Raw genomic sequence first — 24,903 nt, 5'->3', positions numbered from 1 at the left:
TCAATGGCGCCGCAGGGCGGCGCGCAGCGCCTGCAGGATCTCGACGCGCAGGGCTCCCAACTCGGCGAGCAGGTCCTCGCGCGGCTGCGGCAGCGCAACGGGCCAGTCGCCGACCAGCCCCGCCGGGCTGCCGCCCAGCAGCAGCACGCGGTCGGCCAGCAACAGCGCCTCGTCGATGTCGTGGGTGATCAGCAGCGTGGCGGGCCGGCGGACTGCCACCACCTGCAGCAGCAGGCGCTGCATCTCGCTCCGCGTCACCTCGTCCAGCGCACCGAAGGGCTCGTCCAGCAGCAGCACCTCGGGATGGCGCGCCAGGCAGCGGGCCAGCGCGGCGCGGCTGGCCATGCCGCCGGAAAGCTGCGACGGGTGCAGGTGCCGGGCGTGGCGCAGCCCGACGGCGGCGATGGCATCCTCCACCCGCGCCTTCCGCTCGAAGCGCGACAGCGCCGGTTGGTGGCGGAAATCGAGCCCGAAGCCGACATTCTTCTCCAGCGTCAGCCAGGGCAGCAGCGCCGGATCCTGGAAGGCCAGGGCGATGCGCGGATGCGTGCCGACCAGCGGCGTGCCGCCGATGCGGATCTCGCCCCCGCTTGGCGCTTCCAATCCGGCCAGGGTGCGCAACAGGCTGGACTTGCCGACACCGCTCGGCCCCAGCAGAGCGGTGATCTCGCCGGACCGCAGGTCGATGTCGAGCCCCGCCAGCACCGGCTGCGCCGCGCCGGGATAGCGCAGCGTCAGGTGCCGGGCGGAGAAGCTGGCGCTCATGCCGCGACGGCCCCGGGCCGGGCGGCCAGGGCCGCCTTCAACTGCACCAGGCTCGGCGTGATCACCGGGATGAAGGCAGCCTCGCGCCAGCGACGGGCGAACCCCTCGCCATGCGGCTGCAGGTAAGCGCGGCCGCCTGACGCCTGCAATTCCAGCCCCACAGCCTCGGCGACGAGGCCGGCGAGGCGGATCCGCAGTTCGAACAACGGCGCGGCACGGGTCTGGAAGGCCTGCGCGCGCAAGCCTTCACGCAGCGACGCTTCCTCGGCGGCGAGGCGCTGGCGCAGCAATAACACGGGCTGGCGCAGCACCTCGCGCGCGGCGCCTCCCTGGTCTGCGGCTTCCTGCACGGAACGCCGCGCCAGGCCGATGGACATGCCGCATTGCAGTCCCAGAAAGGCCGGCCGCACCTGCGGCAGCCATGTCGCGGCATCCGGGTGGATGATGTCGGCGGGCGCGAGCGGCACCGCGCGCAGATCGATCGCCGCCGTGCTCGTGCCGCGCAGGCCCAGCAGCGACAGATCCTCGCTGCGACGAAGTCCAGGGGCGTCATGCGGCAGGCTCGCGACCAGCGCGCCACTTCCATCGCTATGGGCGATGGCGGCGGCGACGTGGAAGCCTTCGGCGCGCAGGTTGGTCACCCAGGGCATCCGCCCGCCGAGGCGGTAGCCCTCGTTCTCCGGTGCGGCGACAATCTGCAGCGGCTCCAGCCCGGCCAAGGCCTTCATGGCGTTGGACAGGCCGGTCGCGCCGGCCACTCCGCCGCGCAGCAGCGCCGGCATCAGCCGCCCGCGGAGCGCCGCGTTGGGACTTTGCAGCAGGTATTCGATGAAGCTGCGCTGGCTCCAGAACACGAAGCCGGCCGCCAGGGACCGGGCCGAAACGGCGGCAATGGCCTCCACCGCATCGGTGACGTCACCCCCCTGCCCGCCGAACTCCGCCGGAACACCGATCCCGAACATTCCGGCGTCGCCCAGGCGCGGCAGCAACACTGCCGGATCGGCGTGGCCGTCATCGAGGCCGGCAGCGTGGTCGTCAAGCCATTCCAACAGAGCGGGGCAAGCAGGAGCGCCCATGGTGACGCTTATTCCGCCGCAACGCTGGTTGGGCCGTCCCAGCGGAAGGGCTCCAGCTGCGGGTTCAGCGGGGGCTGGCCAAGGTTGTTGGCGAAGTTGCACAAGGTAGCCAGGCTGACGCCGAGCACCACCTCCAGCGCCTGCCCGTCAGTGAAGCCGGCGTTCTTGAACGCGTCCAGATCGGCATCGGCCACCTGGCCGCGGGTGGCGATCACGGCGCCGGTGAAGGCGGCGACGGCCGCGAGCCGCGGATCAGCCACCGGTTGCCGCCGGCGCAGCGCTTCCACAGCATCGGCGTCAAGCCCGGCCTTCTTGGTGGCGATGGCAGTGTGGCCGGCAACGCAGAAGCCGCAACCATGCGTGGCGGCGGCGGTGATCTGCACCGCTTCGCGCTCGGCAAGCGTCAGGCTGGCACGCCCGTTGATGCCGGAGACGGTGAGATAGGTTTCCAAGGCTACCGGCGCATTCGCCAGCACGCGCAGCAGGTTTGGCAGGAAACCATTGTTCTTTTCGGCCGCGACGAGGACGGGTACGGCTTCGGCCGGAGCATCCTCCGGCGTGCGGAGCGGCAAACGGGACATGGCACGGTCTCCTACGGGTCACACGCGAACTAGAAAGAGTTTTCGCTAAAACACTATATGATTTAGTTTTTAGTTAATATCACTCTATAGCCTGCGGCTTCCGTGGCGAACAAGACCTTCCTAACGTCAACACAAGAAATACAGCTCCCCACATTCTACTGCAGTCGACCGTGTTTTACAGAGCTTTGCGGCCTGCTGGGGATGCGGCTCCAACTGCCTCTGCGCCAGCTCGCATCATCGGCGCCCGCCTGACGAAGCCGCAGGGCCAAGGCAATGGTTCCACGTTATCTTCGTGTAATTTCAGAGAAGTCGTTTGCGGCGGGAATAGGTGCCTGGAGGTGATGGAGAGCAGTGTGGAAACGGGTCCGGCCTCGCACCCGAGGTGCCGCTGCCAGTGGTTCAGCCTGATCCCTGATCACCCGACGGCTTACCGCCACGACTTCTTCAACGCATGCTGCGGACGTGAGCCGGCAGAATCTCGCCACCTACGTCATTCTGCGGGGTAGACCACAATCTACGGCAATAACCCTGACAGATCTGGCCAGAGAAAAGCGAATTTCAGAGGGATGAATCAATCCTCTTGCCTCCTAGCAGAAAATTGAAAATATTCTGCCGCGGCAGGTCCTGCTGCTCGCTTCAGGGGAACGCCTCAAGGCTGTGCTGCGAAGGCAGATAGCGTGAAACTGGAGAGGTTCTTCGATGGACGTGACGCGCTCACCTCTTGGTTTTTTCAGTCCCCTGCCGCCCGAGAAGAACGGGATCGCCGATTATTCTTACATTCTTCTAAACGAGATCAGGAAATACTACGACATTTCTGCTTTTTGCGACGATCCTGCCGCGCAGGCACCGGATGGCGTCAGGGTGCGGGATCAACAACAATCCTATCGTCACATCACGCCTGACAGCCGGGTGCTGCACCAGATCGGCAATAATGCCGGCCACGTCTTCGTACTTCGGGCGCTGCGCCAGTTTCCCGGCCTGACCACCATCCACGACATCGGCCTGTTCTACCTGTACGAGCTGGAGCAGCCGGGCATGGAAGGGATGCTGGCCGAGATGGGCCGCTCCGCGCCCCTGCTGGCGCCGAGCTTCGGCCGCCACTGGAAGCGTCTGGGTCTCAAGACCAAAGCCAATTACGCCCTGTTCGACATGCAGCGGGAATTGCTGGCCAGATCCACCGGGGTGGTGGTGCACTCCCTCTTCGCCAAGGCGAAGCTGAGCGGCATCTATGGCGAGGCTGCCACGCGGCACGTTTCGGTGATCCCGCATTTCGCGCCGCCGGTCGAGATGGCCGACCAGCAGCAGGCGCGCGACTGGCTGGGACTGCCGCAGGATGCCTTCATCGTCACCACCTCCGGCTTCGCCACCAACGCCAAGCGCTTCGACTGGCTGATGCAGGCGCTGGAGCAGGTTCTGGCGCAAGGAACGGAGCTGCGCTGGATCCATGCCGGCGAGGAACGGGCCGAGGAATACGATCTGTCGGCCGAGCTGGCGCGCTTTCCGTTGCTGAAGCAGCGCTCGCAGATCACTGGCTACGTCGATGAGCCAACGCTGAACGCGCATGTCTCGGCCTGTGACGTTCTGGTCAACCTCCGCTTTCCCTCGGTGGGCGAGAGTTCCGGTTCGCTGGCTCGCGCCTTCTCCGCCGGCCGCTGCTGCCTAGTGACCGATACCGCTTCCTATCGGGAATTGCCGCGCGAGGCGGTGGTGCACCTGCCGCTGATGACTCCGGTGCCGTCCCTGGTGGCGGCGCTCTCCGCGCTGCACAAGGATCCGGCCTTGCTGCGGGCGATCGGCGACAACGCCCGCCGCTATGCCGAGACCACCTTGTCGCTGGAAGTGGTGGGCCGGCAATACCGCGACGCAATCGAGGAGGCTGCCCGGCGCCCGCTGTCCCGCCCGGGATTGCACCCGCCGCCCCGCCCGCTGGCCGAGCCGGCCTGCCTCACGCTGGACGGTACTGCGCTGCAGGACCGTGCGCGGCTGGCCCGCAGCCTGCAGCAGCAGCATGGGCCCTGCCGCGTACTGCTGACCTTCGACAGCCTAGCCGAGTTGGCGCGCGCCAGCCGGGAACATGCGCCGCTGCTGGGCAGCGTGCTGCCGGATCATGTGAAGCTGCTGGATACCCGCATCTTGTCCGGTGCCGCGCGATCGGATGACCAATGGCCGGCCGGGATGGCAGGCACCTGCGGCATCCTGCTGCACCTCGATGTTGCCGGAGAGGCCGCATGAACCTGGCTCCGGAAGCTCCGCTGCAAGCTGGCGCCGCGCTGCAATTCGGCGTCGCGATGGCCCGCTGGCTGGACGCCGCCTTCGATGCGCTGGCCGTGCTGGACCTCTCCTTTCCCCGCAACAGCCTGGCCAATGCGTTGCCGGGCAGCCTGGTCGGCATTGCCGATGCCGAGGCGCTGCCGCGGGCCGAAGCGGCGTTCCTGCGGCGGTTCCGTGCGGCTGGCGGCTGGGCGCCGCTATGCGACGCGGCGACCCTGGCGGAGCAGCCATCCGCCGCGCGCTGGCAGCAGCCCGGTGCTCGGCGTCTGGCCTATGCCGAGGCACCGGTCGCCGCGCCGATGCTGGACGCCTTGCTGGTCGCGGCGCCACGTCCCTGGTTCCTTTGGCGGGACAATGCGGGCGGCGAGGCAGCCGGCCTGCTCGCGAAGCACCCCGACCACGCCTCCGTGGCGCTGCAGATCGATGTGGGCACCGACGCTGCGCGGTACCACCTCGTGTTGCCTGCATCGGACGCCGCCGCGGCGGCGGAAGCCCTGGAAGCAGCGGGCCGCCGTCTCGGACTGGCCGTAGCGCTGGGCGGGACGGCGGAACTGCAACTCCGCCTCGACGTGCCATCGGCCGCGGCAGCGCCGCGTCCGCCGCTGCTCGCCAAGCTGCCGGCCGGGCTGCTGGCGCATGACGGTGCCTACCGCAGCGAGGCGGATGGCGATTACAGCTGGCTGTGGAGCGGGCCGGAGCGCCATCTGCGGATCGCGCTGGGATCGCTGCCGCCGTTCAGCCGATGGCTGAAGCTCGCCGTGATCGGAGTACCCCGGCCGGAGATGCTCGACAGGATGGCCGTGTCGCTGAACGGCGACCAAGTGCCCTGCCGGCTGGAGCGGTGGTCGGACACCAGCGCTGGCGTGGTGGTCGACCTCCCGGCCGAGCTGCCGCCCGACCTCATCCTCGGCCTGTCGGTGCCGTACCTGGTCAAGGAAGACCAGGGCGAGCGCCGCCTGGGCTTCTGCATGGACAAAATCGAGGTGTTTTCCTGATGCCCGCACCCCGCATCCTGGTGGTGTCGCCAATCCCGTCGCACCCGGCGGACCAGGGCAACTCCGCCCGTATTCAGGCTTTCGGCCACCAGCTGAAGCAGCGCGGCACGGTGGCCGACTTCTTTTATTACGGCATGGAAGGGCTGACCGCCGATCAGCGGACGGCGATGAGCGGCTTCTGGAACCGCTTCCACTTCATGCCCTCCGGAGCCCTGGCCCGGCCGCGCTTCGCCGATTGCTGGGGCATCGATGACTGGTGCCCGGCGGAGCTGGTGGAGGCGGTACGCAAGGTCTGGCAGGAAGGCCGGCACGATGCGGTGATTGTGAACTATGTCTGGATGTCGCGCGTGCTGACCGGCATCGACGGCGCCGTGCGGATCCTGGACACGCACGACCTGTTCGGCGACCGGCATCTGGTGTCGCGCCAAACCGGCCTGGAGCCGCGCTGGTTCTTCACCACCAAGGCGGAGGAGGATCGTGGCTTCGCCCGCGCCGACATCGTGATCGGCATCCAGAACGAGGAATCGGCGCAGATCGCCGGACGCTTCGCGGGCGAGGTTCTGACGGTGGGCCACGCCATGACGCCGCATTTCCTGACCGAGGAACTGCCGGCCGAGCCGCCATTGATGTTCGGCTATCTCGGCAGCGCCAATCCGTGGAACATCCGCTCGATCGCCGCGATGGACCGGCAGCTGGTGGGGCTGGACCTGGAATGGGCGCTGGCCGGCACCATTCTGCGGCGCAACCCGGTGCTGTTATCCAATCCGGTGCGGCTCGGCGTGCTGCCAACCGTGGATCAGTTCTATCAGCAGGTGCGTTGCGTGCTGAACCCCATGCTGGGCGGCACCGGGCTGAAGATCAAGACGGTCGAGGCCCTGGCCTATGGGCGCGCCACCCTTGGAACGCGCGATGCCTTCGTCGGCCTTCCGGTGCGGCATGCGGCGCATGGCCTCGAAACGGTGGAGGAGATGGCGTTGCTGATGCGCGAATACCGGCGCTCGCCCGCATTGCGGCAGGAATTGCTGGATGCCTCGCTCGAGCTTTACCTGAACTACCTGGCGCAGGTCGGCGACGACTACGACCGGCTGGTGCATCGCGCCGGCCTGCCGCGTGCCCTGCGTGCCGCCTGATCAACACCCCGCCGGACCTTTCCCATGCTCTCAGTGATCCGATCCATGACGCCCCCTAGCGAGACCGGGGCGCCCTTCCGGCTCGAAGGCAGCCAGTTCCAGCAGCTGATCCTCCGCTGCCAGCAGGATTGCACCGTGGACGACGTCGCCTCGGCCCATGTTCTCGGCATCCAGGTCGGCGAGCAGGCGATCCAGGGCCGATTCAGGGCCGGCGACACCATCGCCATCCCGGTGCGGTACCTGCCGCTGGTGGAGCTGCCCGCCACCATCCGCCTGCGCAGCGCGAGCGGCTGCGTCGACGAGGATGCCTCGCTGGTGGTGAAATCGGCGGATGCGGCCGAGCAGCTGGTGGGGCCCGGCGAAGTCAGGGTGGAACAGTTCGACTTCAACCAGGGCATGCTGCGCGGCTTCGCGGTGAACCGTGTCAACGGGCTCCACAACCCGGTGATGTTTCTGCGCATCAACGGCGTATTCACCCGCCAGGTGGCCGTGGACCGTCCGCGCCTGCTCGATGATGGCGGCTGCTCCTTCAGCTTCGCGGCGCAGCTCTACCTCAGCGACTTCAGCTCCAACGGCTTCCAGGCCGAACTGCACGCGCTGGGCCAGGAGGCGCCGGTGGCCAGCTTCCAATATCTGCGCGACCGCGGCGATTCCCTCGCGCGGCAGGTGCTGGAGCTGGAGGCGAAGCTGGCGCAGGTGCAGCAGATGGCCAGCCTGCAGGTGGCAACATTGTCCGCTGATTTCCGGCAGCAGCTCGGCGCGCAGCAGCAGCGCATCGACGCCTTCATCGACTACGCGTCCTGCCTGCTTTTCGATCAGGTGGCGAGCGACGCTCTGGCCGGCGCCGATGCCGCGGCGCTGGAGCCCGATCCGGCCATGCGGCAGAAGATCAACAGCTTCCGTACGCTGATCGCCTCCGCCACGCCGGAGGCCGGCATCGCGGCGGCGAGCAGCCCGGGCGGCGGCGCTCAGCCGCCGCGGGCCCTCAAGGTCGGTGCGCGCTCGTCGCGACTGAACTTCGGCTGGTACGATGCCGAGGGCGATGCCCAGGGCGAGTTCCGCTGGATGGGGCAGAGCGGCATGGTGCTGAACCCGGCGCCGAACCGGGTGCTGCGCGAGGTCACGATCGAGCTGCGCCACCTGTTCAAGGCGTCGAAGCCGATGCTGCGGCTGTTCCTCGACACGCGTGAGATGGAGGCGGTGGTGCTGCCCGGCAGCGCCCCCAACGTGTCCCGCATCACCATTGCGGTGCCGCCCGAGGACCTGCCGCGGGAGGGATTCCAGACGCTGCGGATCGACAGCTTCATCGCCGGCCGCCCGGCAGACGAGGAGGAAGGCGGCAACGACCAGCGCCTGTTGTCCCTTGCCGTGAGCGAGGTGGTGTTCACCTACGCCAATGGCGAGGACGTGGTGCAGACCGTGGCGGACTGAAGCTCACGCCTCGGCGAGCACCGGTGTCCGCCCGAGGTGGAGACGCCACCTTGGCGCAGGCACCGAAGGAGTCTGCGCCATGAGTTTTTCTGACCTGCTTCCGGACAGCACCGCCGTGATCACCGGCGGCGCCTCCGGCATCGGCCTTGCGGCCGCCCGCCGGCTCCTCCAGCGCGGGCTGCGCGTCTGCATCGCCGATCGGGACGCCGCACGCTTGGCCGCGGCGGAAGCATCGCTGCGGCAGGCCGCGCCGCGGCCGGAGGTGATGACCGCCGAAGTGGATGTCAGCCGCCCCGAGGCGCTGCTGACCCTGGAGGAACAGGTTCGCGCGCGGTTCGGCGGCACCGACCTGCTGATGAACAATGCCGGCATCCAGCCGGGCAGCGCCTTGTTCGGCCCGGCGGAGCGCTGGGCCGAGGTGATCGGGGTCAATCTGTGGGGCGTGATCCATGGCACCCAGGCCTTCGCGCCCGGCATGGTAGCCCGGGGCCGGCCGGGGCTGATCATCAACACGGGCTCCAAGCAGGGCATCACCACGCCGCCGGGCGATCCGGCCTACAACGTGTCGAAGGCCGGGGTGAAGGCGTTCAGCGAGGCACTGGCGCATGAGCTGCGGCAGGACCCGGCCTGCCGCATCACCGCGCATCTGCTGATCCCGGGCTTCGTGTTCACGCCCCTGACCGCACAAGGCCGCGCCGTAAAGCCGGATGCCGCATGGACACCGGAGCAGACCGTGGACTTCATGCTGCCACGGCTGGAGGCGGGCGATTTCTACATCCTGTGCCCGGACAATGACGTGCCGCGGGAGCTGGATGAGATGCGCATCCTGTGGGCGGCGGGCGACGTGGTGGAGAACCGGCCGGCCTTGTCGCGCTGGCACCCCGATCATGCCGCGGCTTTCCAAGCCTTCGTGCAGCAGGGCCGCGGGCGCAGCTAGGCGCGTCGGCTCCGGATTTCCTTGAGCGCGTCCTCGATCGCCTCCACCACCGCGCCCGGATGGGTATGGTGCAGCATGTGCCCCCCTTCCGGGATCACGCGCAGGCGGCTGCCCGGCCAGATGCGGTGCAGGTCCATGGCGTGCCGGTCCGGCAACACCATCCGGTCCTCGCCGCCGGCCAGGATCAGCACCGGCATCGCGGGCAACGGGTGTTGCTGCGCCAGCCAGGCCGCGTCGGCGTCCATGCTGCGGGTGTCGGCGGCGCTGGCCCGCAATGCCGCCGGCCGCACCGCCAGCGGCGCCGGGAAGCATCGCCGGAACTCCGCCGGCACCGGTGCCGGCGCAAAGATCCGCCGCAGGAGGCGAGGCAGCAACCGGGATGCGAGGGGAGGCAACAGCGTCGCGCAGAGGAGCCCCCCCAATCCGGGCCAGTCGGCCACCGAAGCCAGGGCCGCATCCAGGCGCCGTTCCGGCCTGTGGTAGCCGGACACCAGCACCAGGGCGGTGACCTGGGCAGGCACCTGCGCCGCCAGGGCACGGGCCACCAGCGCGCCCCAGGAATGCCCCACCACCACCGCCTGCTGGACGCCGAGCCGCTCCAGCGCCGCCGCGATCAGGACCGCCTGCGCCGCGGCGTCCCAGCGCTGGTGGGAGGGCCGCTCGGTATGGCCGAAGCCGGGCCGGTCGAAGGCAAGCACGCGGAAGCGCGCGCTGAGCCGGTGCAGGATGCCGCTGATGGCGAAATCCTCCGCCATGGCGCCGTTGCCGTGCAGCAGAACGATTGTTTCGGACCCGTGGCCTTGTTCCAGCAGGTGGATCCGTACGCCCTCCACCATGATGAACCGGCCGCGCGGCGGCCACGCCCTTGCCGCACGTTCCGCCGCGCGCGCCTGGCTCCAGAACAGCAGCGCCAGCGCCCCGCCGCCCGCCGCCACCAGCCGGAGCCAGGGACGGCCGGTGGCCCGGCTCATGGCTCCATGTCCGGTGTGCTACCCGGGGGCGGCTCACCGCTGCGGCGGATCACGACGGGGCTGCGGCACGTCATCGGCGTCAACCTTTCATGCCGGCGAAAACAGCGCCGGGGCATTTGTCCGGGATCCGCATCGCCGCTCGGGGATGTGCGGTGGCCGATGGCTGCGGCAGCGCGCGCGTCGCCATCCCCGCCTCAACCGTCGCGAAACTGTTCCGGCTCGGCTACGCCGAGTTCGTGTCCCTTGGCGTCAAAGGCCGCCTCGTAGACCAGCGCCAGCCGCGTCTTGGGCGCGCCATCGCTGTAGTGCTCGCCGCTCGGCTCCGTTGCCACCGAGACGTCGGGGCCCAGGCCCAGCAAATGCGCCGCCTGCGCCGCCAGCCCGGCCGCGTGCATGGTTTCCACCAGCAGCCGCGCCTCGGCGAGGCCCAGCTGCCGTTCCAGGTCGGCGATCCGCCCGCGCTGCTCACCCAGTGCCGATTGCAGAGCGGCGAGCCGGACCGTGGTGTCCCCGGCGACGCGTTCCAGTGCGGCGAGCGGCGAATCGACGGCTTCCAGGATGCTGTGCAAGGCATCGCCGACCGTGGCGGAGGGTGGAACGTTCACCTCGGACATCAAAAACCTCGCGGCGGATGGAAAGCCCGCCATAGCGTCCGCCTGCGCATCGGAAAACCCCGGCACCCCTGGCCAACCCAGGCGGATGCGGCAAGGCTGCGGCGGCTGGCCCCCCTGCTCTTGCCTCACCTCGGAGAAACGCATGCCGCGCCCGGACACTCTGGCCACCGCCTTTGCCGCCTTCGCCGCTGGCTGGAGCGTCATGGCGCTGGAAATGCTGGATGGCCGGCTGATGGCGCCGGTATTTGGGCAAACGCTGTTCCAATGGGGCGCCATCATCGGCACCGCGCTGTTCTTCATGTCGCTGGGCTACTGGGCCGGCGGGCGGTTGGGCGCCGGGCGCCATTCCAGGGCAGCGCTGCCCGCTCTGCTCGGCTTCGCCGCGCTGTGCGCCGCCCTGACGCCCTGGATCGGGCGCGGCATCGCCGCGGCGGCGGAAGCCGGGCTCGGGCCCGTCGCTGGCGCCGTCGGCACATCGGCCGTGCTGATCGGCCCGCCCGCCTTCTGCCTCGCTGCCGTGTCACCACTCTGCGTGGCCCGGCTGGCGGAGCGCGGCGGCGCCGGGCCGGCCTCCGGCGCCATCTCCGCCTGTCAGGCGCTGGGCAGCATCGGCGGCACCTTCTTTGCCGCTTTCTTCGCCGTGCCGGTGATGGGGCTGGTGGCGGGCTACGCCTCGGCTGCCGCGCTGGCGGCGCTGGCGGCGCTGGCCACCGGCCTGGCACCCTGGCGGGCCGCGCTTGTTCTGCTGCCGCTGCTGCCCGGCTTGTTGTCGGAACAGGCACGCGCCGCCCGCTTCGCGCATTATGATGAGACCCCCTACAACACCATCATGGTGTGGGAAGATGCCGCGGCCCGCTACCTGATGCTGAACTCGCCCCTGGCCGTGCAGTCGATGCAGCGGCGTGACGGCACCCTGCCCGGCTCCTATTGGGAATTGCTGGGCGCGACGCCGGCCCTGGCCGACGGACGCCGCGCCCTGTTTCTCGGCGTGGCGGGCGGCTCGGCGATCGCGGCCATGCAGCGTGCGTTCCCGGATCTGCGCGGCGAGGGCGTGGAGCTCGATCCGGAGGTCACCGCTGTGGCGCGGCGTGATTTCGGCTTGTCCATCCCAGTGCGGCACGATGACGCCCGGCGCGCCATCGAACAGGCGGGGCCCGAATATGACCTCATCGTCAGCGACCTCTACGCCACGGCGCAGATTCCGCCACACGCGGCCACGGTGGAGTTCTTCGCCGCCGCCGCGCGACGGCTGGCTCCAGGCGGCGTGCTGGCGCTGAACGTGTTCAACACCGGCGATGCCGGCGGCATCGTCGGGCCGCTGGCGGCCACGCTGCGGGCCGTGTTTCCGGCTGTGCTGGCGGCCCGCTCCGATAGCGGCAACACCTTGCTGTTCGCCACGCGGGAAGGGCTGACGCGCGAAACGGCGCAAGCGCGGCTGGCGGTGGTGCCGGCCCCGGCTCAGGCCGCGGCGGGCCGCCTGCGGGTGCGGCTGGAGGACGCCGCGCCGCTGCTGGCAGGGTTCACGCCGCTGACCGACAACCGCTCCGACCTGGAATGGCGCAGCGCGCGGATGCTCGCCGCCTGGCGCGAACGCCAACGCTGATCTGCAACTTTGCCAGCCGTCATCCCATAATCCCTGCGAGCCGAGGAGGAATTTCCGCCGCATGCCACCCCGCATCACCACCCTGACCCTGAACCCCACCATTGATCTGGCCAGCGAGGCGGACACGGTGCACCCGGTGCGCAAGATCCGCACCCGGGCCGAGCGCCAGGATCCCGGCGGCGGCGGCGTCAACGTCGCCCGGGTGGTGCGGGAGCTGGGCGGTGACACCCTGGCCATCATCCTGGCCGGCGGGGTAACCGGGGGCTTCCTGGAGCAATTGCTGGAGGAAGCCGGGGTGCCGTGCCGCAGCGTGCCGGTGGTCGGCCGCACCCGCATCAGCCAGACGGTGTTGGAGCGCTCCACCGGCCTGGAATACCGCTTCGTGGCCGAAGGTCCGCAGCTGTCGGAGGCCGAATGGCACTCCGCGCTGGATGCCGCTGACGAGGTCCGGGATGGCTGGCTGGTGGCCAGCGGCAGCCTGCCGCCCGGCGTGCCGGCGGATTTCTATGCCCGGCTCACCGCCCGCGCGGCGCGGCATGGCACGCGGCTGGTGCTGGACACCTCGGGGGAGGCGCTGCAGCTGGCGCTGCAGCAGGGCGGGCTGGAGTTGGTGAAGCCCAGCATCGGCGAGTTCGAGAGGGCGATCGGCCGCAAGCTGTCCGATCCCGCGGCGCAAGAGGCGGCGGCGATGGAGCTGGTGCAGGCCGGCAAGGCCCGCCTGGTCGCGGTGACCATGGGCGGCGACGGCGCCCTGCTGGCTCGTGCCGAGGGCGTGCTGCGGCTGCCAGCCCTGCCGGTCGAGGTGCGCGGCGCGGTGGGCGCCGGCGACAGCTTCGTGGCCGCCATGGTTATGGCACTGGCCGATGGACGTGGCGCAGACGACGCGTTCGCCTGGGGCGTGGCGGCCGGCGCCGCGGCGGTGTCGCAGGCCGGCACGGCGCATCCGGCGCGGGACGACGTGATCCGGCTGCGCCGGAAGGTCGCGGTGCCGATGGAACAGCCTGCATGATCCGGCTGCTGGGAGACCTGGGCGGCACCAATGCCCGTTTCGCGCTCAGCGTCGATGGCGGCCCGCCGCAGGAGGAACGCAAGCTGCCGGTGGCCGATCACTCCGGCGTGGTGGAGGCGGCGCACACCTATCTGGCGGGCCGCGCCGCGGATGAGGCGGTGTTCGCGGTCGCCACCCCGGTGCGGGGCGACCATATTGCCTTCACCAACAACAACTGGCGCTTCTCGATCCGCGAGGCGGAAGCGGCGCTGGCGCTGCGCAGGCTGACGGTGATCAACGACTTCGTTGCCCAGGCCGCCAGCATTCCCGCCTTGTCCGGCGGCGATCTGCGCCCCTTGAAGCCCGGCGAGCCGCATCCCGGGCAGCCCAGCCTGGTGATCGGCCCGGGCACCGGACTCGGCGTCGCCTTTATCCAGCCGGAACCGGGCGGGCCGCGCATCCTGCCCAGCGAAGGCGGCCACATCTCCTTCGCGCCGCAGGACGCGTTGCAGGCTGAGATCCTGGCCAGCCTGCGGGCGGAACACGGCCATGTCTCGGCGGAACGGCTGGTGTCTGGCCCGGGGCTGCTGGCGCTCGGGCGCTTCCTGGTGGCGAAGCGCGGCTCTGCCTTTCGCTGCGACCGGCCAGAAGACGTGGCGCGCGGCGCGGAGCAGGGCGATGCGGCCTGCGCCGAAGCGGTGCGGCTGTTCTGTTCCATCCTCGGCGCGACCGCTGGCAGCCTCGCACTGGCGCTGCTGACCGGCGGCGGCGTGTACGTGATGGGCGGCCTTTGCCGCAATCTCGGTCCGCTGCTGGACCCCGCCGCGCTGCTGGATGGCTTCCATGCCAAGGGCCGGTTCGAGACGGTGCTGCGGCCGATCCCGGTGATCCAGGTGGTGCGGCCGCACACCGGACTGGTCGGCGCCGCGGCGTTCCGCACCGGCCTGACTTGACGGCGGCGCCGGGCGGGTGGATCTCGCCGGCAGGATTATGGCGGAGGCGAGGCGGTGCAGGATCCGGTTTTGGTTGAGGTCATGCGCGGCGGCCGGATGGAATCCCGCCACGCCGGCGCCTTTGCGGTGCTGGATGCCGGGGGCGGCGTGGTGCTATCCGCCGGCGAGATCGACCGGCCGGTGTTTCCCCGCTCCGCCGTGAAGGTGATCCAGGCGCTGCCGCTGGTGGAATCGGGCGCCGCGGACCGCTTCGGGCTGGAAGCCGAGTCCCTGGCCCTCGCCTGCGCCTCGCATGGCGGCGAGCCGCGCCACGTGGTGGTGGCCGAGCGTACCCTGCGCGCCGCCGGCCGCGATGCGGGCTGCCTGGAATGCGGCAGCCATTGGCCGAGCCACGCCGAGGCGACGCGCGCCCTGGCCGCTACGGGAGGTCAGCCCTCGGCCCTGCACAATAATTGCTCCGGCAAGCATGCGGGCTTCGTGTGCCTCGCCTGCGGGCTGGACGCCGATCCGCGCGGCTATGTGCAGCCGGAACACCTGGTGCAGCGCGAGGTGAAGGCCGCGCTCGAAGTCGTCACCGGCTACGTCCTGCCGCAAGGCAGCCACGGCATCGATGGCTGCTCCATCCCAACCTACGCCATCCCGCTGCGCGCCCTGGCCCTGGGCTTCGCCCGGATCGGCACCGGCCATGGCTTGCCCCCGGCCCGTGCCGCGGCGGCGCACCGGCTCCGGCAGGCCGTGGCGGCGCATCCTTTCCTGGTGGCCGGCACCGGCCGCTTCGACACGGCGGTGATGGAGGCCCTGGGCGAGCGGGTCTTCGTCAAGGTAGGCGCCGAGGGGGTGTTCTGCGCCGCCCTGCCTGAGTTGGGGATGGGCATTGCCCTGAAATGCGGCGATGGCGCCACCCGCGCAGCGGAAGTGGCCATCGCCGCCCTGCTGCGCCGCCTGTTGCCGCGGGATGAGGCAGCGGAGCGGGTCCTGGAACCCCTGGAAAACCCCGTGCTGCGCAACTGGAACGGCATCGAGGTCGGCTCGCTGCGTCCGGCCGAGGCTCTGGTAACGGCGGCGTGAACACGCCGTCATGCGCGCAGCGGGGATCGGCGGCCGGAAGATCGCAGGGCTGAGCCAGAGAATCCCGGTGATTTTTCCGGAAAGCTTCGCTATATAGCTTCCACGACGCAACCGCACGTGCCCGGTGCCCCGGTGGGGGTGAAGCAACGACGTAACGCGTCCTTTTTGGTCGAGCCGGTCACCCATGGGCCGGCGTCCTGAAGGGAACCCGATATGTCCGTTCATCCCAGTGGCGTGCTGCGCCTACCCGCCAGCATCGCCTGAAGAATCCGGTCCGCGCTTGCCGCGGCCCGCTTTCCCGCTGCGCCACATGGCGCCCCTCTCCTCCGCGATGTTGCGAGTTCCGCCCTTGTCCCAGTTCCGCTCCCGCGGCGCCGTGGCGCCGCTGCGCCGCCGTCCCTCCGCCGACCGGTCGCCGCTGTTGCTGCCGGCGGTGGATGAGGTGGTGGCCACCGACCGCCCGTCCGATCCGATGCACTGCCTGCGCCCGGCCACGCTGGCCGCCGCCGCGCGCCGGTTCGTCGGCGGCTTTCCCGGCGACGTGCTGTATGCCGTGAAGTGCAATCCGGAGCCGTCAGTGCTGCGCGCGCTCTGGGCCGGCGGGGTCCGCCACTTCGACTGCGCCTCGGCCGGCGAGGTGCGGCTGGTGCGCCAGATGTTCCCCAAGGCGCAGATCCACTTCATGCACCCGGTGAAGTCGCGCGCCGCCATCGCCGAGGCTTATGCGCGCCACGGCGTCCGCGACTTCGTGCTCGACAGCGCCGAGGAGCTGGAGAAGATCGGGCAGGAAACCGGCGGTGCCGCCGATCTGGGCCTGTTCGTGCGCCTCGCCATGCCGAAGGGCGCGGCGATGTACGACCTGTCCGGCAAGTTCGGCGCCTCGCCGGAGGAAGCCGTGGCCCTGCTGCGGGCGGCGCGCGGTCGCGCGGTGCGGCTCGGCCTGTGCTTCCACGTCGGCTCGCAGTGCATGGACCCGGGCGCCTATTCCCGGGCCCTGGCGCTGGCCGGGGAGGTGATCCGCGCCGCCGGCGTGGCGGTGGAGGTGATCGATGTGGGCGGCGGCTTCCCCGTCTCCTACCCCGACATCACGCCGCCGCCGCTGGGCGAGTTCTTCGCCGCCATCCGCGAGGGCTTCAACAAGCTCGCGCTGCCGGGCACACGCCTCTGGGCCGAGCCGGGCCGCGCCCTGGTGGCGGGCGGCGCCTCGGTGGTGGTGCGGGTGGAGATGCGGCGGGGCGACGCGCTATACGTCAATGATGGCGTCTATGGCAGCCTGTCGGATGCCGGCGTGCCGGGCTTCCGCTTCCCGGTGCGGCTGATCCGCCCGGGGCAGCCGGCGCCTGCCGATGCCGTGCAGCCCTTCCGCTTCTTCGGCCCGAGCTGCGACAGCGCCGACCACATGCAGGGCCCGTTCCTGCTGCCGGCCGATGTGCACGAGGGTGACTGGATCGAGATTGGCCAGCTCGGCGCCTATGGCGGCTGCCTGCGCACCGCGTTCAACGGCTTCGACCGCGTGATGCTGGCCGAGGTGCGGGACGCGCCGCTGCTGGAGACCCCGGGTCACGCGGAGGAGGTGGCCGCCGCCTGACCGGCGGCCGGCCTTTCCTCCGTGCCGCGCGGCGGGTGGCGGCCCGATCCTTCCCTGGTTGCCGGCCCTATGGCCAGCGCCTTTCGGAAGCGGGCGGGCCGCCCCCGGTGCGCGGAAGCCGGCACGCCCGGCCGTTTCCATCCCCTGTCCGGGAACGGCCTCGCGTTCAGCCGGCGGACCGCGCCGCGACCATCGCCAGGTATTCCCAGGCGATGGTCGCGGCGGCCAGGGCCGTGATTTCGCCGTGGTCGAAGGCGGGCGCCACCTCGACGATGTCCATGCCCCGGAAGTCGATGCCATCCAGCTTGCGCAGGATCGCCTGGGCCTGCCAGCTGGCCAGGCCGCCGACCTCCGGCGTGCCGGTGCCTGGCGCGAAGGCCGGGTCAAGCGCGTCGATGTCGAAGGACAGATAGGACGGAGCGTCGCCCACCACGGCGTGGATGCGCCGCGCGACGGCCTTGATGCCCATCTCCTGCACCTCCTGCCCGCTCAGCACGGTGACGCCCTGGTCCAGGGTCCAGTCCCAGACCTCGCGCTGCACGGGGGAGCGGATGCCGACCTGGATCATGCGCCGGGCATCCACCAGCCCTTCCCGGATGGCGTGGAAGAACACCGAGCCATGGCCGTAGACCTGGCCGAAATTGTCGGCCCAGGTGTCCACATGCGCATCGAAATGCACCAGCGCCAGCGGGCCGCCCAGCCGCTTCGACAGGGCCCGCAACAGCGGCAGGGTGATGCCGTGCTCGCCGCCCAGCGCCACGAGGTGCGGGATGGCGGCGGCCTGCTGCTCGATCAGCGCCAGGCTGCCGGCGATGTCACCGAGCGCGATCCTGAAATCCCCGGCATCGGCCAGCGGCCAGTCCTGCGGGTCGGTCCAGCGCGTCGGGTGCGCGCCGTCTACCAGCATCCGGCTGGCCTGCCGGATGGCGGCGGGCCCGGAGCGCGCGCCCGCCCGGTTGGTGGTGCCGATGTCGAGCGGAATGCCGGCCACGCTCAGCGCGGCCGGCGCGGCGCCCGGAACCTGCCAGGGGGCGCCCAGAAAGGACGGCGTGATCGCGAAGGTGGGCACCAGGGACATGCCGGAACTCCGTCAGGCTGCGAGGGCCTGCCTTGTCCCGCCTTCGCGCGCCGCGCGCAACCGCGGCGGCGTTACGCCGCCCGCGCCGCCGGGAACGGCACCACCACCGGATCCACCGCCGGCACCGCCTGGCTGGCCGCCAGCTCGGCGAACAGCCCGCCCTGCGCCGCCAACGTGTCGAATCTGCCGCGCTCGGCGATCTGGCCGTTCGCGAACACCAGGATTTCGTCCGCGTCGCGGATGGTGGACAGGCGGTGGGCGATGACAAAGGTGGTGCGGCCGGCCATCAGCGCCTTCAGCGCCCGCGTCACCTTGGCCTCGGTCGCGGCGTCGAGCGCCGAGGTCGCCTCGTCCAGGATCAGGATGGGCGGGTTCTTCAGCAGCGCGCGGGCAATGGCGAGCCGCTGCTTCTGCCCGCCGGACAGGGTGCCGCCGCGCTCGCCCACCAGCGTGTCGTAGCCCTGCGGCTGGCGCAGGATGAAGTCATGCGCCTCGGCCAGGCGGCAGGCCTGCTCGATCTCCGCCTGCGTGGCATCGGGCTTGCCGACCAGCAGGTTCTCGCGGATCGAGCGGTTGAACAGCAGGCTGTCCTGGAAGACCACGCCGATGGCGCCGCGCAGGCTGTCGAGCGACACCTCGCGCAGATCCTGCCCGTCGACGGCGATGCGGCCGGCGGTGGGATCCCAGCCCCGCTGCAGCAGCGTCATCGCGGTGGACTTGCCGGCACCGGTCGCGCCGACCAGCGCCACCACCCGGCCGGGCCGCGCGGTGAAGGAAACGCCGGACAGGATGGCCGGGCCATTCGGATAGGCGAAGCTGACATCCTCGAACACCACCTCGCCGGCCGTGGCACGCAGGGGCGCGGCGCTCGCCGCTTCCGGCACGGAACTGGCGGCATCCAGCACGGCGAAGAATTCCCGCAGCGCCGGCGCCTGCGCGAACAGCTTGGAGGTGAACCACACCATCTGCTCCAGCCGGCCGATCAGCATGGCGGCGAAGCCCATGAAGGACACGATCTCCCCGACGCTGGCCTGGCCCCGCAGGTGCAGCAGCGTGCCCAGCACCACGATGGCCAGGATCGCCAGCGTGCTGGCGCTGCGCGTCAGAATGGACAACAGCGCCCACCAGTTCAGCACCGGGAACTGGCGCGACAGCGCCTCGCCCTGCAGCGCGGCGAAGGCGCGGCGCTCGGCGGCCAGGCGGGTGAAGGCCTGCACCACGGCGATGTTGGCGAAGGTGTCCTGCGCAGTGGCCGCCAGCTTCAGATGGCACTGCTCGGCGCCCTGCTGCAACGCCTGGGTGCGGTGGATCACCAGCGCCGTCAGCACGCCGGACAACAGCACCAGCACGATCAGCGCCAGGGAAAGGCGCCAGTTCAGCAGCACGGTAAGGGGCAGCAGCACCAGCACCGACACGAAGCCGACGAACTGGTCGCGGAAGAAGCCCAGCCAGAGCTGGAACAGCGTGTCGGCCCCGACCGTCAGGGTGCGCAGCAGCACGCCCGAATGGGTGCGGCCGTGGAATGCGGCCGGAAGCGACAGGGTATGGGAGAAGAAACGGCCCATCTCCCGCATGCGGGAGCGATGCGCCATGCGGTCGGACATCAGGGCGACCAGCATGCCGGCACCGATGCCGGTGACGCCAACTGCGGCCCATAATCCGAGCAGCGAGGCTGCCTCGTCCCAGAGCTGGGCAACGGAGAGGTGCATCGAGCGGGACAGCAGGTCGATGACCCGGCCGAACAGCACCGGCTCCAGGAAACCGATCCCGGCGATGGCCAGTCCGCAGGGCAGCATGGCGGCGCAGCGCCGCCATTCAGGGCGCAACAGGCCGAGAACCCGGCCGTAAACCTTCAGGATGGACATGGATGGTGGTCTGATCAGGCAAGGTTGGCGATGGGCCCGCCCCTGCCCAAGGGCGGGCTTGAGCGTTATCGCATCCCAACATCACCTGATTGTGACCACGCTGAGGTGTTTTTTACCGGCCGGTTTATTTCTGCGGCAGGGTCCCGCGGCCGGAACGCCCCGGTACGGGCACCGCCTTGGCCGGTGCCACCAGCACCTTGTCGATGCGGCGGCCATCCAGGTCCAGCACCTCGAATCGGAAGCCGAGGATGTTGCGGGACTCGCCGACGGACGGAATGCGGCCGAAGGCCGCCAGCACGAAGCCGGCCACCGTGTGGTAGGAACGGACTTCCGGAAGGCGGATATTCAGCCGAGCCGCCATGTCGTCGGCCGCCAGCCAGCCGGCCAGCAGCCATGTTCCGTCGTCGCGCTCCACCGCGCCCGGCTCATCGGCATCCTCGTTGGCGCGGAAGCTGCCGGTGATCGCTTCTAGCAGGTCGGCCGGGGTGACGATGCCCTCGAAATGGCCGTATTCGTCATGCACCAGCGCCATTGGCACCTCCGCCTGGCGCAGCACGTCGAGCGCGTCGAGCGCGTCGGCGGCGTCAGGGATCACCGGGGCGACGCGCATGGCGGCGCGCACGTCGAAGGAGCGGCCGGCCAGATGCGCCGCCAGGAGCTCGCGCGTCTGCACGACGCCGAGCAGCGTCTCGACACTGCCCTCGCCCACCGGCAGGCGGGAATGCTGGGTGCGCATCAGCAATGCGTAGGTGGCGTCGTCCGGCGCGTTGAGGTCGATCCAGTCCACGTCGTTGCGTGGCGTCATGATGCCGCGCACCGGGCGGTCACCGAGGCGCAGCACGCCGGTGATCATCTCCCGCTCGCTTTCCTCGATGGCGCCGGACTGCTCGGCCTCGGCCACCAGGGAGTGAACGTCGTCTTCCGTCACCTTCTCCTCCGACGCACCGCCCTGTCCGAGCAGGCGGAAGATCGCGGTGGTGGAGGTATCCAGCAGCCACACCACAGGTGCCGCGATGCGCGACACCAGCCGCATCAGCGGGGCCACTAGGCAGGCCAGCGTCTCGGCGTTGCGCAGGGCCAGGCGCTTCGGCACCAGCTCGCCCACCACGATCGACAGGTAGGTGACCAGCGCCACCACGACGCCGAAGCCCAGCGGGTTGGCGACATCGAGCGGCACGCCGGCGTCCAGCAGCAAGGCCGAAAGCTGGCCGCCCAGGGCGGAGCCGGAGAAGGCGCCGGCCAGCACGCCCACCAGGGTGATGCCGATCTGCACGGTGGACAGGAAGCGGCCGGGGTCCTCGGCTAACCTCAGGGCTGCGGCGGCGCCGGCGCGGCCTTCGGCGGCCATGGCCCGGAGGCGCGGGCGGCGGGCGGACACGACCGCCAGCTCAGACAGGGAAAAAACTCCGTTGATGATGACAAGGAGCAACACGATGGCGATGTCGAACATGCCGACGATGCTAGGGCATGTCCGGCACCGGCAGAATGGGGGTGCGGCAAAATGTCACCCACTGCCGGTCACGGGAATGGCAGCGCGGTCACCTCGGCCAGGATTCCCGCCTCCGCCGTGCCCAGCACGGCCAGGGCATCGAGCTCCGGCACCACACGCTGCAGCCGCAGGCGCGGGTCGGTCAGGGTGACGCGCATGCCGCCGGTGAAATCCGGGTCCGACAGGCGGCGGCGCAGCTCCGCCAGCCCGTCCCGCATGATTCCGGACAGATCGTAGACGGCGAGGTCGGACAGGGCGGCGCGGATCTGCGGCTCCAGCGCCAGGGTGGCGAGTGACCACAGGGCGCTGTCGAGGTCCCGGGTGAAGCGCAGCTCCTCCAGCCGGATCCGGGTGCCGTTCCGGTCCAGCACCGGCCGGCCCGAGATCACCACCCGCCCGGTAGTATCGGGCAGCATGCCGGGCAGGTCGGCGCTGAAGGTGACCGCCATGGCGATGGCGGGATCGCTGGGATAGATGAACAGGTCGCGCAGTCGCAGCATCACCGTGCCGAACCGCGTCTCGACAGGCAGGTCCTTGTTGCCGAACTCCGCCATCAGCCAGTCGCGGATCATGTCATATCCGGCGCGTACCGGCACCGACAGGCGGAGCCGGCCGCCGCGGTCGGCGCGGTCCGGCAGCTGGCGCAGCGGCGGCAGAAAGCTGGGCGGGCTCTTCTTCGGCGGCTCGGATGACACGGTGGTGCGCGCCCGCAGGGCCAACACGACCCGGATGGCGTCCCGCTCCACCGTCATGTCCGACAATCCAACCGCCTGTGGCTCGATGCCGATGTGCAGCGGCGGCGCCGCCGGCAGCTGCACCTCGATGGATTGCGGCTGCCACAGTTCCAGCGCGGCTTCCCGCACCTTGTCGCAGGGCAGGATTTCGCGCAGCTGCGCCGGCAGCCCGGACAGGGCCTGGCTGACCGGGCCCTTGACCTGGTCCTCGACATTGAGCCAGACGCCGCCCAGCAACTCGATCCGCGGCGAGCGGGTCCAGCGGTAACTGATGTGCACCTCCACGATGGGGCACCAGCCTTCGTCCAGCGACAGCGAAAGATCGGCCGACACCTCGGCCGCGGCATCCACGTTCTTCTCGCCCAGCGACAGGGCCCGCGCCAGCCCGCCGCTGAGCCCGGCCTTGCCGTTCACCGCCAGCGGCACGGTGGCGCGAAGGCGGCCACCCACCTCCGACAGGTTGAAATCGCCGGTGCGCCGCACGGTCAGCTCGTAGCGGGCGCCGCCGCCTTCCCCCGCCTGATGGAACTCGGCGGGCAGGGATTGCTCGGCGGCGCGGCGCAGCGTGTCGAAGGGCAGGCGGAAGCGCAGCGCGGCCAGGCTTTCCTGCGGCGGCAGGTCCAGCGTGGCGGAGCGGCGCGGCGGCGCCTGGCTCAGCAGCAGGTCGCGCCCGTGCAACCAGAGCGAGCCGCCAATGCCGCCGCTCACGACCAGCACCGGCAGCACCAGCAGGATGAACCAGCGGCGCCGCACCATTCGCAGCAATTTCCTCATGGAACGAGCATAGCGCGGGCGACGCGGAGCGCATGGTTCATCCCGGCCCCGCGATGCCGCACTTCCGCCGCCATGCCGCCGGCTACTTGGTGCCGTAGAGCCGGTCGCCGGCGTCGCCGAGGCCGGGACGGATATAGGCGTGGTCGTCCAGTTCGCGGTCGATCGAGCAGGTGAACACCGGCACCTCGGGATGCGCCTGCGTCAGCACCGACACGCCTTCCGGCGCGGCGAGCAGGCAGGCGAAGCGGATCTGCTCGGCCCTGGCCTGCTTCAGCCGCGACAGCGCCGCGGCGGCGGAATGGCCGGTGGCCAGCATCGGATCCACCACGATCACGAGGCGCTCGGCCACGTCTTCCGGGAGCTTCAGGTAATACTCCACCGGCACCAGCGTCTCCGGATCGCGGTACAGCCCGATATGGCCGACGCGCGCCGAGGGCACGAGGTCCAGCATGCCTTCCAGGATGCCGTCGCCGGCGCGCAGGATGGACACGATGCAAAGCTTCTTGCCCGACAGGATCGGCGCCTGCATCGGCTCCAGCGGGGTTTCGATCCCCGTCATCTCCAGCGGCAGGTCGCGCGTCAGCTCATAGGCCATCAGCAAGCTGATCTCGCGCGCCAAGCGGCGGAACTCGCCGGTGGAGGTGGATTTCTGCCGCAGCAGGGTCAGCTTGTGCTGCACCAGCGGGTGGCGGATCACGGTCACGCTGTCCGGCAGAGCGGCGGCGTCGGTCATGGTTCGGGCTTCTCCATCAGAACACAGTGCCATCGCTGGCCACCTGCAGGGGCGGGCCGCCGCCGGGGCGCAGTTCCCGCGCGATGCGCCGGCCCGCCGCCCAGCTGCCGCCTTCCAGCACGCGGGCCAGCGGCAGGGCCTCCGCATCGAGGCCCAGCCGCGCCCGCACTCCTTCAGCCAGTCGGTCGAGCAGCGCGACGGTCAGCGCCCGCCATTCCACCACCGCCACGTGGTCGACCGGCAGGGTCGCCGTTGCCAGCGCCGGGTCGCGCAGGCGCAGCACGCCGAGATCCAGGAACAGCCCGCCATTGCGGTATTCCGGCAGCCCGGTCAGGGCGTCCAGCTCCAGCACGGGAATGCCGGCATCCTCCATCACCTCGGCCAGGGAATAGCTGAGCCATTGCGACAATTTGTGGAACGGCACCAGACCGGGCGCCGGGCCTTCCGGCGTGGCCAAAGGGTGGCGCCAGACGTCGCCCAGATTTTCGCCGTCCAGCGTCAGGCGGGCAGGCCAGATCGGCGCCAGCCCCGCCAGCACGGCGTCGAGGATCCGGGCCGCAGGCAATCCGGCTTCCGGAGCGTGGCGGCGCAGATGATCGAACAACCCGCCCGGGCGCGGCGGCGCGGTGCCGAACAGGGCGGGCGCGGCCCGCAGGGCGGTGCCGAGGTTGCGCAGCAGCGCCGCCCGCCCTTCCAGACCGGTCAGCGGGTTGTCGGGGTCGGCCTGAAAGGCAAGCCCCAGCGCCCCGGCGGTCAGCGCCTCCAGCCCGGCGGCGTCGACGCGCAGCGGATCGCCCCGATCGGAGGAGAACAACCCGGCGGCAAAAGCATGCAGGCTGGCCACGCCGAGCCCTTCCGAGCGGCCGAGCCGCGTTCCGTCCGGCTCGGTGAAGGACCAATCCGCCCCGGCCCCGGCGTCGAGCAGCACGGACACGACGCAAAGGTCGATGCGCCGCCGCGCCAGCGACGCCGCGTCCGCGCCGCCGAGACGCCGGACCACGGCGCCCCAGCGATCCACCCCGCCGGCGGCGAAATGTCGCCAGCGCGCGTGGTAGGGAATGCGCAGATCCGGGTAGTTCCGCCGGATGGTGTCGGTGACGTAATCAACCGCGGCCGGGATCCGTTCCGGCTCGAGGCGGAAGAAGGGCAGCCGGTCGGCCTCGGCCAGGCGCAGCAGATCGTGGCAGCGTGCCCGGATGGTGTCCGGCCGACGCAGCAGCGCCACGGCGTTCGAACTCAAAGGGCGCGGCCCTTGGCGA

Annotated in this window: 21 protein-coding genes; 10 read left to right on the top strand and 11 right to left on the bottom strand. The window is 70.5% G+C overall.

Features of this window, described 5'->3' with window-relative positions; all coding sequences use genetic code 11:
* The 3 genes from D2K64_RS13020 to D2K64_RS13010 are packed head-to-tail and all read right to left on the bottom strand — an operon-like array spanning position 1 to position 2,422.
* A complete protein-coding gene (locus tag D2K64_RS13020; RefSeq protein ID WP_120008808.1) occupies positions 1-765 on the bottom strand; it encodes an ABC transporter ATP-binding protein in 765 nt (254 codons plus the stop codon).
* Positions 762-1,841, bottom strand: a complete 1,080-nt coding sequence (locus D2K64_RS13015) for an acyl-CoA dehydrogenase family protein (RefSeq protein WP_120008807.1) — start codon at positions 1,839-1,841, stop codon at positions 762-764. The genes D2K64_RS13020 and D2K64_RS13015 overlap by 4 nt, the downstream gene beginning before the upstream one ends.
* Positions 1,842-1,849: 8 nt before the next feature.
* Positions 1,850-2,422 (bottom strand): carboxymuconolactone decarboxylase family protein, encoded by a 573-nt coding sequence (locus D2K64_RS13010; protein WP_120008806.1) that lies wholly within the window; start codon positions 2,420-2,422, stop codon positions 1,850-1,852.
* 699 nt (positions 2,423-3,121) lie between these two features.
* On the opposite strand from D2K64_RS13010, the gene D2K64_RS13005 reads away from it, so the two are divergent.
* The 5 genes from D2K64_RS13005 (at position 3,122) to D2K64_RS12985 (ending at position 9,186) form a co-directional block, all read left to right on the top strand.
* Complete coding sequence (locus tag D2K64_RS13005) at positions 3,122-4,654, top strand: glycosyltransferase family 4 protein (protein ID WP_120008805.1); 1,533 nt, start codon at positions 3,122-3,124, stop codon at positions 4,652-4,654.
* A complete protein-coding gene (locus D2K64_RS13000; RefSeq protein ID WP_120008804.1) occupies positions 4,651-5,688 on the top strand; it encodes a hypothetical protein in 1,038 nt (345 codons plus the stop codon). The genes D2K64_RS13005 and D2K64_RS13000 overlap by 4 nt, the downstream gene beginning before the upstream one ends.
* Entirely contained in the window at positions 5,688-6,818 is a 1,131-nt protein-coding gene (locus D2K64_RS12995; RefSeq protein WP_120008803.1) for a glycosyltransferase family protein, read from the top strand. Before D2K64_RS13000 ends, D2K64_RS12995 begins: the two co-directional genes overlap by 1 nt.
* A gap of 45 nt (positions 6,819-6,863) precedes the next feature.
* Positions 6,864-8,249 (top strand): hypothetical protein, encoded by a 1,386-nt coding sequence (locus D2K64_RS12990; RefSeq protein ID WP_120008802.1) that lies wholly within the window; start codon positions 6,864-6,866, stop codon positions 8,247-8,249.
* 79 nt (positions 8,250-8,328) lie between these two features.
* Complete coding sequence (locus D2K64_RS12985) at positions 8,329-9,186, top strand: SDR family NAD(P)-dependent oxidoreductase (RefSeq protein ID WP_120008801.1); 858 nt, start codon at positions 8,329-8,331, stop codon at positions 9,184-9,186.
* Here the strand turns inward: D2K64_RS12985 and D2K64_RS12980 are convergent.
* Together D2K64_RS12980 and D2K64_RS12975 are read right to left on the bottom strand one after the other, a co-directional pair.
* Positions 9,183-10,157 carry an alpha/beta fold hydrolase gene (locus D2K64_RS12980; RefSeq protein WP_120008800.1) on the bottom strand — a complete coding sequence of 325 codons (975 nt, stop codon included), beginning with the start codon at positions 10,155-10,157 and terminating at the stop codon, positions 9,183-9,185. The genes D2K64_RS12985 and D2K64_RS12980 overlap by 4 nt on opposite strands.
* Before the next feature lie 194 nt (positions 10,158-10,351).
* The gene (locus tag D2K64_RS12975; protein WP_157985831.1) at positions 10,352-10,771 is read right to left on the bottom strand and encodes a hypothetical protein; all 420 of its coding nucleotides are present in this window, start codon (positions 10,769-10,771) and stop codon (positions 10,352-10,354) included.
* Between the two features lie 142 nt (positions 10,772-10,913).
* Between D2K64_RS12975 and D2K64_RS12970 the strand changes: the two genes are divergently transcribed.
* The 5 genes from D2K64_RS12970 to D2K64_RS12950 all read left to right on the top strand — a co-directional run bounded on the left by D2K64_RS12970 (position 10,914) and on the right by D2K64_RS12950 (position 16,971).
* On the top strand, positions 10,914-12,374 hold the full coding sequence (locus tag D2K64_RS12970) for a fused MFS/spermidine synthase (RefSeq protein ID WP_120008798.1): 1,461 nt from the start codon (positions 10,914-10,916) through the stop codon (positions 12,372-12,374).
* Between the two features lie 61 nt (positions 12,375-12,435).
* A complete protein-coding gene (locus D2K64_RS12965; RefSeq protein WP_120008797.1) occupies positions 12,436-13,383 on the top strand; it encodes a 1-phosphofructokinase family hexose kinase in 948 nt (315 codons plus the stop codon).
* Positions 13,380-14,315: a glucokinase gene (gene glk / locus D2K64_RS12960; protein ID WP_120008796.1), complete on the top strand. Its 936-nt coding sequence runs from the start codon at positions 13,380-13,382 to the stop codon at positions 14,313-14,315. The genes D2K64_RS12965 and glk overlap by 4 nt, the downstream gene beginning before the upstream one ends.
* An 81-nt stretch (positions 14,316-14,396) precedes the next feature.
* On the top strand, positions 14,397-15,383 hold the full coding sequence (locus D2K64_RS12955) for an asparaginase (protein WP_120008902.1): 987 nt from the start codon (positions 14,397-14,399) through the stop codon (positions 15,381-15,383).
* A gap of 280 nt (positions 15,384-15,663) precedes the next feature.
* A complete protein-coding gene (locus D2K64_RS12950; RefSeq protein WP_238384168.1) occupies positions 15,664-16,971 on the top strand; it encodes a type III PLP-dependent enzyme in 1,308 nt (435 codons plus the stop codon).
* Between the two features lie 166 nt (positions 16,972-17,137).
* Here the strand turns inward: D2K64_RS12950 and speB are convergent, their stop codons facing one another.
* The 6 genes from speB to D2K64_RS12920 form a co-directional block, all read right to left on the bottom strand.
* The gene (gene speB / locus D2K64_RS12945) at positions 17,138-18,049 is read right to left on the bottom strand and encodes an agmatinase (protein ID WP_120008795.1); all 912 of its coding nucleotides are present in this window, start codon (positions 18,047-18,049) and stop codon (positions 17,138-17,140) included.
* 71 nt (positions 18,050-18,120) lie between these two features.
* Entirely contained in the window at positions 18,121-19,914 is a 1,794-nt protein-coding gene (locus D2K64_RS12940) for a glucan ABC transporter ATP-binding protein/ permease (RefSeq protein WP_120008794.1), read from the bottom strand.
* A gap of 124 nt (positions 19,915-20,038) precedes the next feature.
* The gene (locus D2K64_RS12935) at positions 20,039-21,364 is read right to left on the bottom strand and encodes a hemolysin family protein (RefSeq protein ID WP_120008793.1); all 1,326 of its coding nucleotides are present in this window, start codon (positions 21,362-21,364) and stop codon (positions 20,039-20,041) included.
* Positions 21,365-21,432: 68 nt separating this feature from the next.
* Positions 21,433-22,893, bottom strand: a complete 1,461-nt coding sequence (locus tag D2K64_RS12930; protein ID WP_238384167.1) for a DUF4403 family protein — start codon at positions 22,891-22,893, stop codon at positions 21,433-21,435.
* A gap of 100 nt (positions 22,894-22,993) precedes the next feature.
* Positions 22,994-23,644, bottom strand: a complete 651-nt coding sequence (gene upp / locus D2K64_RS12925; RefSeq protein ID WP_120008791.1) for a uracil phosphoribosyltransferase — start codon at positions 23,642-23,644, stop codon at positions 22,994-22,996.
* Between the two features lie 16 nt (positions 23,645-23,660).
* Positions 23,661-24,869, bottom strand: a complete 1,209-nt coding sequence (locus D2K64_RS12920) for a URC4/urg3 family protein (protein WP_238384178.1) — start codon at positions 24,867-24,869, stop codon at positions 23,661-23,663.
* Positions 24,870-24,903 lie beyond the last annotated feature (34 nt).

Source organism: Teichococcus vastitatis (genome assembly GCF_003604215.1).
GTDB classification, from domain to species: Bacteria; Pseudomonadota; Alphaproteobacteria; order Acetobacterales; family Acetobacteraceae; genus Pseudoroseomonas; species Pseudoroseomonas vastitatis.
The sequence above is the reverse complement of the archived record's forward strand: the minus strand, read 5'-3'. Positions and strand labels throughout refer to the sequence as shown.

What these genes read in the sequence shown, in the direction of transcription:
- D2K64_RS13020 (WP_120008808.1), bottom strand. Translation starts at nt 765, where the DNA reads ATGAGCGCCAGCTTCTCCGCCCGGCACCTGACGCTGCGCTATCCCGGC.
- D2K64_RS13015 (WP_120008807.1), bottom strand. Translation starts at nt 1,841, where the DNA reads ATGGGCGCTCCTGCTTGCCCCGCTCTGTTGGAATGGCTTGACGACCAC.
- D2K64_RS13010 (WP_120008806.1), bottom strand. Translation starts at nt 2,422, where the DNA reads ATGTCCCGTTTGCCGCTCCGCACGCCGGAGGATGCTCCGGCCGAAGCC.
- D2K64_RS13005 (WP_120008805.1), top strand. Translation starts at nt 3,122, where the DNA reads ATGGACGTGACGCGCTCACCTCTTGGTTTTTTCAGTCCCCTGCCGCCC.
- D2K64_RS13000 (WP_120008804.1), top strand. Translation starts at nt 4,651, where the DNA reads ATGAACCTGGCTCCGGAAGCTCCGCTGCAAGCTGGCGCCGCGCTGCAA.
- D2K64_RS12995 (WP_120008803.1), top strand. Translation starts at nt 5,688, where the DNA reads ATGCCCGCACCCCGCATCCTGGTGGTGTCGCCAATCCCGTCGCACCCG.
- D2K64_RS12990 (WP_120008802.1), top strand. Translation starts at nt 6,864, where the DNA reads ATGACGCCCCCTAGCGAGACCGGGGCGCCCTTCCGGCTCGAAGGCAGC.
- D2K64_RS12985 (WP_120008801.1), top strand. Translation starts at nt 8,329, where the DNA reads ATGAGTTTTTCTGACCTGCTTCCGGACAGCACCGCCGTGATCACCGGC.
- D2K64_RS12980 (WP_120008800.1), bottom strand. Translation starts at nt 10,157, where the DNA reads ATGAGCCGGGCCACCGGCCGTCCCTGGCTCCGGCTGGTGGCGGCGGGC.
- D2K64_RS12975 (WP_157985831.1), bottom strand. Translation starts at nt 10,771, where the DNA reads ATGTCCGAGGTGAACGTTCCACCCTCCGCCACGGTCGGCGATGCCTTG.
- D2K64_RS12970 (WP_120008798.1), top strand. Translation starts at nt 10,914, where the DNA reads ATGCCGCGCCCGGACACTCTGGCCACCGCCTTTGCCGCCTTCGCCGCT.
- D2K64_RS12965 (WP_120008797.1), top strand. Translation starts at nt 12,436, where the DNA reads ATGCCACCCCGCATCACCACCCTGACCCTGAACCCCACCATTGATCTG.
- glk (WP_120008796.1), top strand. Translation starts at nt 13,380, where the DNA reads ATGATCCGGCTGCTGGGAGACCTGGGCGGCACCAATGCCCGTTTCGCG.
- D2K64_RS12955 (WP_120008902.1), top strand. Translation starts at nt 14,397, where the DNA reads ATGCGCGGCGGCCGGATGGAATCCCGCCACGCCGGCGCCTTTGCGGTG.
- speB (WP_120008795.1), bottom strand. Translation starts at nt 18,049, where the DNA reads ATGTCCCTGGTGCCCACCTTCGCGATCACGCCGTCCTTTCTGGGCGCC.
- D2K64_RS12940 (WP_120008794.1), bottom strand. Translation starts at nt 19,914, where the DNA reads ATGTCCATCCTGAAGGTTTACGGCCGGGTTCTCGGCCTGTTGCGCCCT.
- D2K64_RS12935 (WP_120008793.1), bottom strand. Translation starts at nt 21,364, where the DNA reads ATGTTCGACATCGCCATCGTGTTGCTCCTTGTCATCATCAACGGAGTT.
- D2K64_RS12930 (WP_238384167.1), bottom strand. Translation starts at nt 22,893, where the DNA reads ATGGTGCGGCGCCGCTGGTTCATCCTGCTGGTGCTGCCGGTGCTGGTC.
- upp (WP_120008791.1), bottom strand. Translation starts at nt 23,644, where the DNA reads ATGACCGACGCCGCCGCTCTGCCGGACAGCGTGACCGTGATCCGCCAC.